This window comes from Mucilaginibacter sp. McL0603, from assembly GCF_049992945.1.
GTDB lineage: Bacteria > Bacteroidota > Bacteroidia > Sphingobacteriales > Sphingobacteriaceae > Mucilaginibacter.
On sequence record NZ_CP188251.1, the window covers coordinates 2,037,612 to 2,053,580 of the forward strand.

At 40.8% G+C, this 15,969-nt stretch carries 12 protein-coding genes; 8 read left to right on the top strand and 4 right to left on the bottom strand.

The annotated features are described in order from the left end of the window. Positions 1 to 58 precede the first annotated feature (58 nt). Positions 59 to 508 carry a DUF2147 domain-containing protein gene (locus tag ACPPVU_RS09530; protein WP_426671466.1) on the top strand — a complete coding sequence of 150 codons (450 nt, stop codon included), beginning with the start codon at positions 59 to 61 and terminating at the stop codon, positions 506 to 508. 65 nt (positions 509 to 573) lie between these two features. Here the strand turns inward: ACPPVU_RS09530 and ACPPVU_RS09535 are convergent, their stop codons facing one another. Continuing rightward, entirely contained in the window at positions 574 to 1,146 is a 573-nt protein-coding gene (locus tag ACPPVU_RS09535) for a YceI family protein (protein ID WP_426671467.1), read from the bottom strand. 398 nt (positions 1,147 to 1,544) lie between these two features. Here ACPPVU_RS09535 and ACPPVU_RS09540 point away from each other — a divergent pair, with 398 nt between their 5' ends. From ACPPVU_RS09540 to ACPPVU_RS09570, 7 genes are all read left to right on the top strand, one after another. After that, positions 1,545 to 3,380, top strand: coding sequence for an ABC transporter ATP-binding protein (locus ACPPVU_RS09540; RefSeq protein WP_426671468.1), 1,836 nt, complete (start codon positions 1,545 to 1,547; stop codon positions 3,378 to 3,380). Positions 3,381 to 3,709: 329 nt separating this feature from the next. Further along, positions 3,710 to 6,520 (top strand): type I restriction-modification enzyme R subunit C-terminal domain-containing protein, encoded by a 2,811-nt coding sequence (locus ACPPVU_RS09545; RefSeq protein WP_426671469.1) that lies wholly within the window; start codon positions 3,710 to 3,712, stop codon positions 6,518 to 6,520. Positions 6,521 to 6,596: 76 nt separating this feature from the next. Next, positions 6,597 to 8,060: an ATP-binding protein gene (locus tag ACPPVU_RS09550; protein ID WP_426671470.1), complete on the top strand. Its 1,464-nt coding sequence runs from the start codon at positions 6,597 to 6,599 to the stop codon at positions 8,058 to 8,060. A gap of 91 nt (positions 8,061 to 8,151) precedes the next feature. Then, positions 8,152 to 9,441, top strand: coding sequence for a restriction endonuclease subunit S (locus ACPPVU_RS09555; RefSeq protein ID WP_426671471.1), 1,290 nt, complete (start codon positions 8,152 to 8,154; stop codon positions 9,439 to 9,441). Beyond that, positions 9,438 to 10,079 (top strand): hypothetical protein, encoded by a 642-nt coding sequence (locus tag ACPPVU_RS09560; RefSeq protein WP_426671472.1) that lies wholly within the window; start codon positions 9,438 to 9,440, stop codon positions 10,077 to 10,079. Before ACPPVU_RS09555 ends, ACPPVU_RS09560 begins: the two co-directional genes overlap by 4 nt. A 1-nt stretch (position 10,080) precedes the next feature. After that, positions 10,081 to 11,355: a hypothetical protein gene (locus tag ACPPVU_RS09565; RefSeq protein ID WP_426671473.1), complete on the top strand. Its 1,275-nt coding sequence runs from the start codon at positions 10,081 to 10,083 to the stop codon at positions 11,353 to 11,355. Between the two features lie 4 nt (positions 11,356 to 11,359). After that, the gene (locus tag ACPPVU_RS09570; RefSeq protein WP_426671474.1) at positions 11,360 to 12,841 is read left to right on the top strand and encodes an N-6 DNA methylase; all 1,482 of its coding nucleotides are present in this window, start codon (positions 11,360 to 11,362) and stop codon (positions 12,839 to 12,841) included. Positions 12,842 to 12,973: 132 nt separating this feature from the next. Here ACPPVU_RS09570 and ACPPVU_RS09575 read toward each other — a convergent pair whose 3' ends face one another. The 3 genes from ACPPVU_RS09575 to tyrS form a co-directional block, all read right to left on the bottom strand. After that, positions 12,974 to 13,381 carry a hypothetical protein gene (locus ACPPVU_RS09575; protein WP_426671475.1) on the bottom strand — a complete coding sequence of 136 codons (408 nt, stop codon included), beginning with the start codon at positions 13,379 to 13,381 and terminating at the stop codon, positions 12,974 to 12,976. 108 nt (positions 13,382 to 13,489) lie between these two features. Beyond that, positions 13,490 to 14,296 carry a hypothetical protein gene (locus ACPPVU_RS09580; RefSeq protein ID WP_426671476.1) on the bottom strand — a complete coding sequence of 269 codons (807 nt, stop codon included), beginning with the start codon at positions 14,294 to 14,296 and terminating at the stop codon, positions 13,490 to 13,492. Between the two features lie 378 nt (positions 14,297 to 14,674). Continuing rightward, the gene (tyrS, locus tag ACPPVU_RS09585; protein ID WP_426671477.1) at positions 14,675 to 15,958 is read right to left on the bottom strand and encodes a tyrosine--tRNA ligase; all 1,284 of its coding nucleotides are present in this window, start codon (positions 15,956 to 15,958) and stop codon (positions 14,675 to 14,677) included. Between the last annotated feature and the right edge of the window lie 11 nt (positions 15,959 to 15,969).

Consider the following 15,969-nt stretch of genomic DNA (forward strand, 5'->3'; position numbering starts at 1 on the left):
CCAACCCAACATTACTATCTTTGCCAAAACCTATTAAGCAGTTATTGGTTTATTGGCTATGTTTAAATTACTGTCTCTTGTTTTTTTTATTGGTTTAGGGTTTCAATCATTCGCAAATACCGCGCCTGAAAGCGACCGGATATGCGGTAAATGGATATCATCTGATAAAAAACTGATCGTAGAGGTTTATAAGGAAAAAGGTGAGTTCAGGGCTAAAATTGTTTGGTTTAATGATGATCCGAGCAAGCCGATGGAGGAGTGGCGCGATAAACACAACCCTGATCCCGCTTTGCGTAATCGTAAAATAGTAGGTCTGGATATATTAAACGGTCTCAGATACGATGCCGATAGCCATACCTGGGAGGGCGGGACCATCTACGATGCCCAGCACGGTAAGCAATGGGATGCCGCAGGCTATATTGATAAAGATGGAGAATTGAAGGTAAAAGGCTACTGGCACATTAAAATCATAGGCCGTACAATGACATTCACAAGAGTGGCAGCATAAAAAAAGCGCCCCGGAAATCTCCGGACGCTCATCACATATTATAATTTAATCTGGAAAAACTATGCTTAGTTTGCTTTATCAAACTCGCCTGATGCTTTGAAAGAAACTTCGTCGCTCAGCATTGGTGAACCAAATTTGCTTCCGAAAGTAAAATCAGAACGGTTGATAGTACCTGTAACCTGGAAACCAGCATCAGGAGCTTTGCTCATTGGGTTGGTAATAGTACCACGGTACCAAAGGTCAAGTGTAACTGGTTTAGTAACACCGTTTAAAGTTAAGTTACCGTTTAATTTGTAGTGGTTAGCAGTTGTAGGTGTGATAGAAGTGCTAACAAAAGTAACAGTAGGGTATTTAGCTACGTCAAAAAAGTCAGGGCTTTTGATGTGTGTGTCGCGTTGGTCAACACCTGTAGTAACAGAAGCAGTTTTTGCAGTGAAGTTAAATTTAGCATCGCTGAAATCTGGTTTTGATGAAACGATAGTAGCATCAAAATCTTTAAATACACCGTCAACGTCAGATACGGCTAAGTGAGTAATGGTAAATGTAAAATGCGAATGCGCTTTATTTACGTTCCATGTTTGTGCAAATACTGCAGTGTTCAACAGAGCAACGGCAGCTAATAAAATGATCTTTTTCATTTAATGTCTTTTTTGAATTGTTTTAAAATAATAGTACAAAGGTATTAATTAGATGTTTAAACATCTAATGTAATTGGTCTGCAAATTGTAAAAATAATACGATATAATTAGTAGACTTTTATAAATAATATTTTATTCAAGAATCAAGCGCTAAGAATCAGGATTCAAGAACTAAGATTGAAGAGCCTGGAAATAGTTACAAATGAAGTTGCTTTTTATTTTCTCTTGATTCCTGGTTCTAACATCCTGATTCTTAATTTTTGATTCCTTGATTCCTGATTCTATCATCTTGACTCTTGAGACATGTGTCATTTACGGCTCACAAAACCTGCATCGCTAAAAACACTACTCCAAATTAAGTAATTTTACTTAAAGTTTTAAAAAAGAAAGATAAACGATTGAATATCCGTCCACCCAAAAACACACGCATAGACCCCCTTACTTTAAAAGAACGCCTTGCTGCGCTACGCAACCTGCCGGCCTTTTTTAAACTGGTTTGGCAGACTAACCATTGGATGACCATTGTTACCTCAGTTCTCCGCATCCTGCGCTCAGCTATGCCGCTTGCCCTGCTTTTTGTAGGCAAGCTGATTATTGATGAGGTTATTAAATTAAATCATTCGCATAGTGCCGGTACGCATCATTTATGGGTATTGGTGGGAACTGAACTGGGCTTAGCTATATTAACTGATGCATTGAGCAGGGCCATCACACTGATGGATAGTTTGCTGGGCGACCTTTTCAGCAACCATACCTCGGTAAAGATAATGGAGCACGCTGCTACGCTTGATCTTGACCAGTTCGAAGATTCCATTTTTTACGATAAACTGGAACGCGCCCGGCAGCAAACCGTTGGGCGCACCATATTACTATCGCAGGTAATGAGCCAGGTGCAGGACCTGATCACCATGGGTTTTTTGGCAGTAGGTTTAATGGCTTTTAATCCATGGCTTATTGTTCTGCTGCTTATCGCTATTATTCCAGCCTTTTTAGGCGAATCCTATTTTAACGATAAAAGTTATGCGCTAACCCGCGGGCAAACGCCGGAGCGCCGGGAACTGGATTATGTACGATACCTCGGTGCCAGTGACGAAACAGCTAAAGAAGTAAAAATATTTGACCTGTCGGGATTTATCATAGAGCGTTTCAGGCAGTTATCGGGTAAGTTTTATGATGATAACAGGATGCTCTCTATCCGCCGCTCCATATGGGGGACTATTTTTGCCGTGCTGGGCAGTCTTGGATATTATGCGGCTTATGTGGTCATCATTATAAAAACAGTTGATGGCAGTGTGACCATCGGTCAATTAGTTTTCCTGGCGGGGTCATTCAGGCAATTGCGTAGTTTGCTCGAGGGCATTTTAACCCGTTTTACATCAGTATCACAAGGCGCTATTTACCTGCGCGACTTTTTTGAGTTCTTCGAGATCATACCTAAAATCAAAGCATCAGCTAATCCGCTGCCATTCCCCAAAAAAATGCAGCAGGGTTTTACTTTTGAGGATGTAGGTTTCAGATATGTCAATTCAGAGCGTTGGGCTAACCGCCATTTGAGCTTTACACTTAATCCCGGCGAAAAACTGGCTTTGGTAGGGGAGAACGGCGCTGGCAAAACTACCCTGGTAAAATTGCTTTCCCGCTTATATGATCCAACCGAGGGGCGCATCCTATTAGATGGCATAGACCTGCGCGAATATGATCTGGCTGATCTGCGCCTCAACGTCGGTATCATTTTTCAGGATTATTTGCGGTACCAGATGACCTTTGCGCAGAATATCGCCGTAGGGAATATCAATCAAAAAGAAAACCGTCCGCTCATCGTGTCTTCGGCGCAGCGCAGCATGGCTGATTTACTGGCTTCCAAATTACCGGGATCATATGACCAGATGCTGGGCAAACGCTTTGCCGACGGGGTAGAGCTATCAGGCGGCGAATGGCAGAAAGTAGCCCTAGCCCGTGCCTATATGCGCGATGCACAATTGTTGATACTGGACGAACCAACCTCCGCACTGGATGCACGGGCAGAGTTTGAAGTTTTCCAGCGTTTTGCTGAGCTTACCAAAGGTAAATCTGCCGTCCTGATCTCGCACCGGTTTAGTACCGTACGTATGGCTGATCGCATATTAGTTTTGGAAAAAGGCGAACTGATAGAAATAGGCAGTCACGAAGAGCTACTGATAAAGGGCGGCCGCTATGCTGAATTATTCGATCTGCAGGCGATGGGGTATAGGTAAAAGCTTAGATTATTCAGCAACGATGAGGATTAATTCTTCCTGCCTTTTTGCGTTGGTGTTCACGTTCACGAGCGCATGAACGCTTATGAACAATCAGTTAATCGCCTAATTATCAGAATTTTAAATTTTCTCAACTACTGACAAAACAGTGTCACCACAATATTAAACCTCAGCAAACTCCTTATAGCTGATTAAAAGAAAAGCCTGGCACCCTGCTGGTCTGTCTTTCACAAATTTGTTGTTGCTTAATATGAATTAAGACATATCATCTGTAAAAGTTCTTTGATTTTGATAAGGAAACGCTATTTTTATAAACCAAACCCTGAATCTTGAACCAAAATCCTGAACAGATAGCCAGAGACAATATCGACAAGCAGTTGATCGCGTCCGGTTGGGTCGTTCAGGATAAATCCAAAAGCAACATCAGCGCAGGTTTAGGCGTAGCGATAAGGGAATATCAAACTGATATTGGCCCTGCTGATTATGTACTGTTTGTTGATTCAAAACCAGCAGGAATTATTGAGGCCAAGCGCGAAGAAGAAGGATTAAAACTCACCATGGTTGAGGACCAATCAACCGAATATGCTACCGCGAAACTTAAATACCTGAATAATGACCCTCTGCCTTTCGTATATGAAAGCACGGGCGAACTAACAAGGTTTACAGATTATCGCGATCCGAAACCAAGGTCAAGACCTGTATTTACTTTTCATAGGCCCGAAACATTCCTGCAATGGATAAAACAGGATAAAACGTTGCGCAAACGCCTGCATGATATACCGGTATTGCCCGAAGATGGCTTACGCGCCTGTCAGGTGCAGGCAATTACCAACCTCGAGCATTCCTTTAAGGATGCTCGTCCAAAAGCCTTAATACAAATGGCTACCGGTTCTGGTAAAACATTTACGGCTATTACTTTTATATACCGTTTGCTCAAATTTGCACGAGCCAAACGGGTTTTGTTTTTAGTTGATACACGCAACCTGGGCGAACAGGCTGAACAGGAGTTTAAACGTTATGAACCGCAGGATGATAACCGCCTGTTTCCCGAATTGTATGGCGTTACCCGTTTAAGCAGTTCCTTTATTCCGGGCGATAGCCAGGTTTATATCAGTACCATACAGCGCCTTTATTCTATATTAAAAGGGACTGAATTGGACGAGCGGGACGAAGAAGAAAACCCCAATGAAAAGAAATTTACTACCAAAGAACCCCTGCCTGTGGTGTATAATGAGCGCACACCCATGGAGTTTTTTGATTTCATAGTGGTTGATGAATGTCACCGCAGCATATACAACCTGTGGAAACAGGTATTGGATTATTTTGATGCCTTCCAGATCGGTTTAACTGCTACGCCCGATAACCGCACCTTTGGTTATTTTAACCAGAACCTGGTTTGTGATTATGGCTATCAAAAAGCGGTGGAAGATGGCGTGTTAGTACCTTACAACGTATTCGAGATAGAAACGAAGATCACTAAACAAGGTGCAAAAATAGAGCTTGGCGAATACATTGGCCAGCGACAAAAGCTCACCCGCAAGCAGTTTTGGAATACCCTGGACGAAGAAGTAGAATACTCAGCTAAACAACTGGATGATAAGGTAGTAAACCCCAACCAGATCAGGATGATCATTAAAGCGGTTAAGGATAGTTTACCTTCGATGTTTCCTGACCGAATCCAAATAACCCCTGCAACTGCTACTGCCCCTGCTACTGAGTCATTCGAGGTTCCCAAAATGCTCATCTTCGCAAAAAGCGACAGCCATGCAGATGATATCATCAACATTGTCCGCGAAGAATTCGCCGAGGAAAATAAATTCTGCAAAAAGATCACCTACCGAAGCGAGGAAGACCCTAAAAGCATATTGCAGCAGTTCCGCAATAGTTATTACCCACGTGTAGCGGTTACGGTGGATATGATCGCTACAGGTACCGACATTCGCCCGCTGGAAGTATTGCTGTTTATGCGCGATGTAAAAAGCCGCAGTTATTATGAGCAGATGAAGGGCCGCGGTACCCGCACATGCGGACTGGAAGAACTGAAAGCTACCGGCACACCTGCTGCCAAATTTACCAAAGACCATTTTGTGATCATTGATGCCATTGGCGTAGAGAAAAGCCAGAAGACCGATAGCCGTCCGCTTGAAAAGAAACCGGGTATGTCATTAAAGGAAGTGGTGGAAAGCATTGCTATGGGTAATAAGAGCGAGGATATGCTGACCACTTTGGCTAACCGCCTTATCCGCCTGGATAAGCAGATCAGCGAGCGGGAAAAGATGACCTTTGCCGAAAAAGCCGATGGGCAAACCATTAACCATGTGGTAAAGCAATTACTGAACGCTTATGACCCGGATACGGTGGAAAGCATGCGCCGGAGTATTGATGAACAATTTGCGGGCGCAGCACCTTTGGAAAAGGACAACTTACTAAACGAAAGACATAACGATTTGATAAACCGCGCTACAGCCATTTTTAATAATTATGAGCTGCGCGATTTTGTGATAGACGTACGCAAAAAGTACGACCAGGTAATGGACCATATCAACCCCGACGAATTATTGAACATTGGCTGGGTGAAGGATAATAAAGTGGTCGCCGAAAGTTTAATCAACGATTTCAGGGTGTGGATAGAGGAACACAAAACCGAAATTACCGCCCTGCAAATATTTTACGGACAGGCTTACCACCGGCGCGAGCTCACTTATAAAATGATCAAAGACCTGGTGGAAGCGATAAAAACCAGCAAGCCAACCATTGCACCGTTAAATATCTGGCGGGCTTATGAGCAACTGGAAAAGGTGAACGGGCAGCCCAAAAACGAACTGATGGCCCTTGTGGCATTGATACGCAAACTGATAGGCAATGATGCCACGCTGACGGCTTATGATAAAACGGTGGACAAGAACTTCCAGGATTGGGTGTTTCAGAAACAGGCCGGTGGCGCGATAAAATTTACCGAAACGCAAATGCAATGGCTGCGAATGATAAAAGATTATATAGCTTCGTCCTTTCATGTGGAGGCGGACGATTTTGAGCTTGACCCTTTTAACAAACAAGGCGGCCTGGGCAAAATGTGGCAGCTATTTGGCGAAAAAACCAATGAAATTATTAACGAATTGAACGAGGTACTGGCGGCATAGTCTGTTTAACAGTAAAAACTTTATATTGCATAAACTACTGTAAATCAGTTGATTTTTGCTTAATTAGGAAAACGACATGGACAAAAACTGGATATCAAGAGCATTTGGATTGCTCGATAATAGTTTGAAACCTATACCACAAGAACTTAATGAAATAGATTGGAAAGAAGACCTATCTCCCAAATCAGATAAACTTGCCCAACATATATCCGCATTTGCTAATCAACCAGGAGGAGGAATTATGGTATTTGGCATTGATAACAAACAAGGCAATGTTGTTGGTATAGATCAAAAACACGCAAATGATATAGTTGAAAGGTTAAGTTCAATCAGTAGAGATGCGTTGGAGCCTCTGGTAACTATTGATCATGCAATTGAATTATACCAGAATAAACCCTTGTTGTTTGTACACATTAAAGAATCATCGATTAAGCCCGTTTATATTAAGAGTAAAACTATTGAAGATGCCTTTATAAGATCGGGAGGGACTACCAGAAAATCTTCCAGACAAGAGTTAGGTGGGTTGATGTTAAATAGCAAAACACCTCAATACGAAGAACTAAACGCTTCGAAATTGATGACTACATTCGAAGTGCTATCAATAATTGATTATAAAAGTATTTTCAAATTACTTGCGAAACCGGTTCCTAATAATGCTGATGAAACACTTAGCATAATGCAACATGAGAAAATGATTAAGGAAATTGATGGGGTTGGCTATTATATTACAAATTTCGGTGCTTTAGCAGGAGCCCATAATTTACCAGATTTTGATGATTTGGCAAGGAAATGCATAAGAGTAATAAAATACAAAGGTTTAAATAAGAATGAAACAATAAGAGAATTTCCTGGATCAAAGGGCTACGCAATTGGGTTTGAAGGTTTAATTGATTTTGTAAAACAATTATTACCATCAAGTGAAATAATAAAATCTGCCTTTCGTACTGAGATTACTGTTTTCCCGGAGATAGCCATAAGAGAACTATTTGCTAACGCCTTAATTCATCAGGATTTTACAATTAAAGGCACAGGGCCGCTTATTGAAATTTTTGATGATAGAATTAGTATAACCAACCCAGGTAAACTACTTCCAAGTAAAAAAATTGAACGCTTGATCGGAACAACTCCAGAATCACGAAATGAACTCTTAGCTTCTTCATTTAGACGATTTGGAATATGTGAAGAGAGAGGTTCAGGCTTTACCAAAACTATTTCCGCAATCGAGTTTTACGGGCTGCCCCCTTTAAAACTGGAAGAATTTGATAATTCTTTTAGGGCAACCTTATATGCACCTAAAAGTTTCGCAAAATTAACGGAACGGGAACGAGTTGAGGCATGTTATCAGCACAGTATTATCAGATATCTAAGTAGCGGCAGTATGAATAATACTAGTTTAAGAGAACGTTTTAAAATGAGCGAAAGACAACGACCTCAAATTTCACTAATAATCAAACAAGCCTTGAACGAAGGAAAGATCAAGCCAAAAGATCCTGAAAATACTTCGACAAAGTACGTTGAATATTTGCCTTATTGGGGATAAAATAATTCTTCCTTAACTAGGAAAACGACAAAATGCATAACTGTTTAACAATCAGCAATTACTTGCTTAATTGGCAAAACGACACTAACAGATGAATAATCAAAACCATAATGTGATTGATAATTTACCAACAGGATGGGAAATTACAAAGCTTGGAGATGTTTGTGATACAACAAGCGGGGGAACACCAAGCAGAAAACAACCCGAATATTATGGTGGAAATATCCCATGGATAAAGTCAGGCGAGTTAGATAAAGGCGTAATATTTGATTCCGAAGAGAAAATAACCAATGAAGCTATTAAAAATTCCAGCGCAAAAGTATTTCCAAAAGGGACTTTGTTGATTGCCTTGTACGGTGCAACAATTGGCAAATTAGCGTATTTAGGGATTGATGCTGCAACAAATCAAGCTATATGTGGGATTTTTAAAAATGACAAAATAGATCAACGCTATCTTTATAATTATTTGTTTTTTAAACGACGGGATTTAATCAATCAAGGCATTGGAGGTGCGCAACCTAATATAAGCCAGGGTATTTTAAAAAACTTATATATTCCTTTACCGCCCCCCGATGAACAAAGTAATATTGTTGAAAAAATAGAAGAACTTTTTAGCGAACTAGATAAAGGCATTGAAAATTTAAAGATCGCGCAGCAGCAGCTCAAAGTTTACAGGCAGGCGGTTTTAAAATGGGCTTTTGAGGGGAAATTGACCAATGAGAATGTAAAGGATGGGGAATTGCCAGAGGGGTGGGAATGGGTGAAATTGCGAGATGTTTGCGACAAGATTCAAGATGGCTCCCATTTCTCACCACAAGTTCAATATGATGAACCCGGCGAAAATCGTTTCATGTACATCACTGCTAAAAACATCCGTAATAATTACATGGATTTTCGGAAGTTATATTACGTGGATAAAGATTACCACGAATCAATTTATGGAAGATGCAATCCGGAATATGGGGATGTCTTACTAACAAAAGATGGAATCAATACAGGTGAAGTAACTTTAAATACATTAAAGGAACCTTTTAGTCTACTATCAAGCGTCTGTTTATTTAAACCTAAAAAACAGATTTTAAGAGCCGAGTTGTTAAAATATTTTATACAAAGTCCATTTGGCAATAAAGTGATATTACAAAGCATGACCGGCACTGCTATAAAAAGAATAATTCTCGGGAAAATTAAAGAAGCAAAAATTTCACTTCCTTCTTTAAAAGAACAATCAGAAATTATTCTGGAAATAGAAAGCCGCCTGAGTGTATGTGATAAAATGGAAGAAACCATAAACAACAGCCTGCAACAAGCCGAAGCCTTGAGGCAAAGTATTTTGAAAAGGGCTTTTGAGGGGAAGTTGGTGAGAAACTACGAATCGGTATGAGCGTTTATTTTACATCTTTTTATCCTCTGCGTTGTACAAAATCTGGTTTAGAAGCAGTTGAAAAATATAGTTTTCCGGAATACATAGACGGCTCATGTAGAAGAGAGCCTGACTTCCAAAATGATCATCCCTGTATAACCGGTTTATGCAGGCCGGGATTTTCTAAGAAGCTGCAAAAAGGCGATAAGATTATTTATACAACCAATAAAATGGGTGTAGGCACCAGGAAACTGGTAGCCATTTTAGAAGTAGAAAGAATTATAGAAGGACACCGAGATGCAGCTGATTGGTATATAGAGCATGATTATTCATTACCAAATAACCTGATGGTTCAAGAGAACAAACCTTATCCTTTAGAGCAAACTCACAAAATGGGTGGGTGGAATAATTGGGTTGACGACAGTGGTTCATTATCTGGGTGGGATAATGGCTATATAAAGAGGTCGACCGAATCTTCGATAGTAGCGATTTGCCACATTTGGGGGAATCACAAATATTTAGAGAACCCGCCTGAAATGACTAATGAAGATTTGGATAAGATTTTTAAGAGAATTCCAGGTACGCGAACACCGCCAAAATTGACCCCGGAAGAAGAAAAACATTTTTTCGAGTGGTTATTTACAATAAAAGCTAACTAGGATGAAACTACACGAGGTTATTGTTAATGTCTTACAGGAAGCCGAGGGGCCACTATCAGTTGGAAACATCGCGGATATCATCAAAGCGAAAAACTTATGGCAGCGACCGAAGGATGGGAAATCTCCTGAAGCAGAACAAGTAAGTGCAAGAGTCAATAATTATCCTCATCTATTCATAAGAGAGGGGGGCGTAGTTAAGTTAAAAAATCAACAAAAAAATGAAAAGCGGTTACTCCGTCTAACCTGGAATAGTAAAGGATGGGAAGCACCCTGCGGGCACGAATGGAAGAAAAAAAATCAGGGTGATTCAAATATTGCTTTTGAAAATCAATATGGATTTGGTGGCGAAGAATGGTTATTCAATACAAGATATCAAAAAGACGGTTTTCAATATGGTTATATTAGAGGCGTTCATGGTCTTTCTGAAAATGTTGAAGTAATCGATAATGCCTATTTATTCACTATCAAGCCTCAAACTTCCCAGAGATACATCGTCGGAATAATTCATAATCTCGAAGTTATTGTCGGCTACGAACCGGAAGAAAAAATTGCTCAAAAACTTTATGATAAATATCTTGATGATATGAAATCAGAGTTGATTGAGGCTAAGGCAGATGAAAAAGGTCTTTATTACGGCTTTGTTGCATCAGTGAAATTTAAAATAGAGGGGAACGAATTGTTCGAAAAACCTATACCAATTCCGGGGTTAAAAGGGCGAAAGTACAATCGCTTTCAGCCTTATATAATTGACGATACATTAGACGAGATTATTGCCGGTGTCCTGCCTAAAGATGCATTCTTTTTTAATAGCGGTGTCGCTGAAAACAAATTAGAATTTGAGAGGAATTTGACAAGCTCTACTAAAACCATTACCCGTGTGCATAGCGATATAACAACGGAGTTAGAAAAATTCTTAAAGCCAGTGTACACGTTAAAAGCAGGAAATCTATCTGTAGAAAAAACCAGGTTTGGAGATAACACTGCTGATGTCGTTTTAAAACATTCTGAAAAACTCTATTCTATTATTGAAGTTAAAACAAGCATTAATGTCAGGAAGAATATCCGCGAAGCTTTAGGGCAACTGGTTGATTATGCTTTTTGGTATGATGATATTTTAATAAAAGATCTGATAGTTGTTTCGCCATCAGCGTTAGAGGGTCAAATGCTAAATTATTTCAAACGGTTAAAGCAAAGACTCAATTTAAATCTGCAATACTGGCAATTTCTTCCTAATACAAAAAAGGACCAAATTCCTTTTTTAAAAATTATTTCATAATCATATGACATCCTCCGCAATCATATCCAAAGTCTGGTCCTTCTGTAATACCCTGCGCGATGATGGCGTAAGTTATGGAGATTACCTGGAGCAGCTTACTTATTTGCTTTTCTTAAAAATGGCGGATGAGTACAGTAAGCCGCCCTATAACCGCAAACTGCCGATACCCAACGAGTATAACTGGGAAAGCTTAACCGCTTTGCGCGGCGCACCTTTAGAAAGTCACTATACCGAGTTGCTGCGTACTTTAGGCACACAAAAAGGTGTACTGGGCCAGATATTCACCAAAAGCCAGAATAAGATACAGGACCCCGCCAAACTGTATAAACTGGTTGACCTGATAGACCGTGAAAACTGGATCATGATGGGCACCGATGTAAAAGGTGACATCTATGAGGGCCTGCTGGAAAAGAATGCCGAGGATACCAAAAGCGGCGCCGGGCAGTATTTCACCCCAAGGGCTTTAATCAAAGCTATGGTAGCCTGCGTTCGCCCCCAACCCAATAAAACCATTGCCGATCCTGCCTGCGGTACAGGAGGCTTTTTCCTGGCTGCCTATGATTACCTAGCCGACGAAAAGAATTACAAGCTCGACAAGGAACAAAAGCAATTTCTGAAATACAATACCTTCTTTGGTAATGAGATCGTAGCCGGTACACGTCGCCTGGCTTTGATGAACCTTTTCCTGCACAACATCGGGGATATTGACAGCGATAATAATATTTCGCCGGCAGATGCCCTTATCGCGCAAAGCAGTATCACTTATGATTATGTGTTAGCCAATCCGCCTTTCGGTAAAAAAAGCAGTCAAACTTTTACCAACGAAGAAGGCGAACAGGAAAAAGAAGACCTCACCTACAACCGCCAGGATTTTTTCGCCACCACCAGTAATAAGCAGCTTAACTTTGTGCAGCACATCCGCACCATGCTCAAAACAACTGGTATGGCTGCAGTAGTATTACCGGATAATGTGTTATTTGAAGGCGGGGCAGGGGAGTTAGTCCGCAAAAAACTTTTGGAAACTACCGACCTGCATACCATCCTGCGTTTGCCTACAGGAATATTCTATGCCAATGGTGTAAAAGCCAACGTGGTTTTCTTTGATGCCAAACCATCATCAAAAGACCCATGGACAAAAGAAGTGTGGTATTATGATTACCGCACTAACATCCATCATACCCTGAAAAAGAACCCGCTGAAGTTCGATGATCTGCAAGACTTTATCACTTGTTACAATCCCGAAAACAGGCATAAACGCAAAGAAACTTATCACTCCGAAACCAACCCCGAAGGTCGGTGGAGAAAATTTAGCTACGATGAAATCATCAACCGCGACAAAGCAAGTTTGGATATTACCTGGTTAAAGGATAAATCATTAGCCGATCTGGATAACCTGCCTGATCCTGATGTTTTGGCCTTGGATATTCTTGAAAATTTAGAAGCAGGGCTGGAAAATTTCCGGGCGATTATTAAACAACTACAGTAAAGCCGACCATTCTTAAATAATCTAATGTTTATACAAATTTTAGCCTCTTGGTGGTATTCATCACACTGGCATTTCGCAAATGCACATTAATAGGTGAGATCAATTTATAGGGACGGTTAAAAGCTTCGGCGATTATTTTAAAGTGACTTTCTCTTTCAAGGAAATCCTTCCTTTTTCTACTGCCGCAGAAACATTTTTAAAATCATCAAGGATTTTAGCGAATTCACTTATGTCCATTACCGGCGCAAACGAAATGAAAATCATCTTTTCAAAGATGTTTATTGCTGACATGAAATGTTCCTTGCCGGATGCTGAGCTAATCTCCGAATTTATCTTTTGGGCGTGTTTTTTCGCTACGTAGGTAAAATAGGTTTCTTTCGGAACCTTATAAAGTTTTAATGCTTTTTCCAGGGTAAAAACGCCATCGGATAATGTACGTTCTACCGACCGGCATTTGCTGTCCATAGCGAGATCAATTCCGTTTAGCATTTCTTCTCCGATATGCTCTGCTTCCCTGAAATTCTTATTATCGACCAACATATTCTTTAAAGTTAAGTAATTCTTCTTGATTTGTCAAATCGATCCTTCCGTGCCAATTGTTCGTGTCCAGTTCATAGATGTTCGGAAGATGGCCAAAAGAGAAGATTGTCATTCTGAGCGATAGCGAAGAATCTTCTTCACCAGGACTTCACGGTGGAAAGTATAGCGCATACTTAGTAAACGCAGAAGATTCTTCACTACGTTCAGAATGACAAAATGAATAGTGTTGTATATTTTTTCGATCTTCCGAACACTTTTAGTGTCCAGTTTAAGAACAGGTAACATCGCGTCAATGTTTGCCCAATCTTCGATAGGAAATGCTTTTCCATCTGGTTCTTTTTGATAATAATTATTAAAAATAGCTTCGACATCCTGCAATTCTTCTGTGCCTGCAAGAATGGTTCTCGCAGATTGTAAAATGTTTTCCATCTCAATTTTATCCGTGGCTTTGAATCCAACTTTTGCCCAAACTGCACCTCCGTCCTTTAATCCTGCATGCACCCGGATCTCTTTAACCCCCATATTTACATATTGGTCAAACCATAAAGCCATGACCTTGGTGCCAAGACCTTGTCCGCGGGTGCTCTTTGGAATAACCAGGTAATGATGATAAACGATCAGACGGCTGTTTTCGTACTCAAAATACCTTGACATGGTTAACCCCCTGTCTTCGTCAGCATAGTTATTTGACAAATAAAGAATTTGGAAATAAGGTGCCGGAGCAGCATCAATTACAATCCGTTTGTTTGCTGGTTTTTCAGTATGAGCATCCAATAGTGTCTCAATACCTGCCAGCAAAGTCATAAGTTCTAATCCCGGGAAATGATCGTTAATTTGTTTTGCGGCCAGATCGGATGGAACATCGACTGTATAACCTAATTTCTTTGCGTCATTAATATCTTGTTCGGATACCATTAAAAAGATTAAGATTTAGACATCAAATATAAAAATATCAGAACAAGGTTCCCGATTACGAGCAGGCTAATTTTTGATTTCGTTTTTGCCCCCCATCGATGCAGTCCGTAGTCTCCTGACAATGGACTTACTATGCTTGCAGACTGTGTCTGCAATACGTTATCTAAATGTGCCGGGGCTAAGAGAAACCTAAAAGCCTAAATTATTCAGCAACAATCAGAAAGTAATTCTTCTTCCCTTTCTGTGCCACCAGGAATTTGCCCCCGATAAGACTCCATGCTGTCCGTAGTCTCCTGACTACGGACTAACTATGCTTGCAGACTGTGTCTGCAATACGTTATCTAAATGTGCTGTGACTGAGAAACTCTAAGGCTTAAATTATTCAGCAACTATCAAAAAGTAATTCTTCTTCCCTTTTTGCGCCACCAGGAATTTACCCCCGATAAGACTGCTATTATTATAGGTATCATCAGCCGAACCAATTTTAGCTTTGTTGATAGCCACACCACCGCCCTGTATCATTTTCTTCGCTTCGCCTTTTGATGGGAACACGGTTGTTTTTGCGCCAAGCAGATCAACTACGTTAATGCCTTCGGTCAATTCGCTCAAAGCTATTGTAAAGTTGGGTACGCCCTCAAATAAACCCAATACTTCAGCCTCATTCAGCTCATTTAAAAACTCGATACCAGTATTGCCGAATAAGAACTCAGACGACTGTATGGCTTTATCATATTCCTTTTCGCCATGTGTACGGATAGTGATGTCTTTCGCCAGCGCTTTTTGCAATGCCCGCATATGTGGGGCAGCAGCGTGTTCAGTCTCAATCGCTTCAATGGTATCCTTATCAAACAAAGTAAATATGCGGATATAAGCTTTGGCATCCTCGTCGCTGGTGTTTAGCCAGAACTGGTAAAACTTATAAGGTGATGTCTTTTCAGGATCGAGCCAGATATTGCCGCCTTCGGTCTTGCCGAACTTGGTGCCGTCCGCCTTTTTGATCAATTGAGTAGTCAGGGCATAAGCTTCACCTGCATCCTTACGGCGTATTAATTCGGTACCGGTTACGATGTTACCCCATTGGTCCGAACCACCCATTTGTAAAGCACAGCTATGATGTTTCCACAAATAATAAAAATCATAGCCCTGTACCAACTGGTAAGTAAACTCGGTGAACGACATACCAGTATCGCCACTGATACGGTTCTTCACCGAATCTTTGGCCATCATATAGTTCACAGTGATATGCTTGCCCACTTCGCGGATAAAGTTGAGGAAGGTAAAATCCTTAAACCAATCGTAATTATTTACCATTTGTGCGCTGTTGGCGCTGCTGTTAAAGTTAAGAAATTTCTCCAACTGGGCTTTTATACCTGCAAGGTTATGCTGCAAAACATCTTCGGATAACAGGTTACGCTCGGCTGATTTGCCTGATGGATCGCCCACCATACCGGTGGCGCCGCCTACCAAAGCAAAAGGTTTATGACCGGCACGCTGAAAATGGATCATGGTCATGATCTGTGCCAGGCTGCCTACATGCAGCGAATCGGCAGTAGGATCAAACCCGATATAGCCGGATACCATTCCTTTATTCAGTAATTCTTCAGTTCCGGGCATAATATCATGCAGCATGCCCCGCCAGCGTAGTTCTTCAACAAAATTCATCGTATTTATTT

Bases quoted from the DNA above. Each gene is read 5' to 3' on its own strand.
- ACPPVU_RS09530 (WP_426671466.1), top strand. From the start codon at position 59: ATGTTTAAATTACTGTCTCTTGTTTTTTTTATTGGTTTAGGGTTTCAA.
- ACPPVU_RS09535 (WP_426671467.1), bottom strand. From the start codon at position 1,146: ATGAAAAAGATCATTTTATTAGCTGCCGTTGCTCTGTTGAACACTGCA.
- ACPPVU_RS09550 (WP_426671470.1), top strand. From the start codon at position 6,597: ATGGACAAAAACTGGATATCAAGAGCATTTGGATTGCTCGATAATAGT.
- ACPPVU_RS09555 (WP_426671471.1), top strand. From the start codon at position 8,152: ATGAATAATCAAAACCATAATGTGATTGATAATTTACCAACAGGATGG.
- ACPPVU_RS09560 (WP_426671472.1), top strand. From the start codon at position 9,438: ATGAGCGTTTATTTTACATCTTTTTATCCTCTGCGTTGTACAAAATCT.
- ACPPVU_RS09565 (WP_426671473.1), top strand. From the start codon at position 10,081: ATGAAACTACACGAGGTTATTGTTAATGTCTTACAGGAAGCCGAGGGG.
- ACPPVU_RS09570 (WP_426671474.1), top strand. From the start codon at position 11,360: ATGACATCCTCCGCAATCATATCCAAAGTCTGGTCCTTCTGTAATACC.
- ACPPVU_RS09575 (WP_426671475.1), bottom strand. From the start codon at position 13,381: ATGTTGGTCGATAATAAGAATTTCAGGGAAGCAGAGCATATCGGAGAA.
- ACPPVU_RS09580 (WP_426671476.1), bottom strand. From the start codon at position 14,296: ATGGTATCCGAACAAGATATTAATGACGCAAAGAAATTAGGTTATACA.
- tyrS (WP_426671477.1), bottom strand. From the start codon at position 15,958: ATGAATTTTGTTGAAGAACTACGCTGGCGGGGCATGCTGCATGATATT.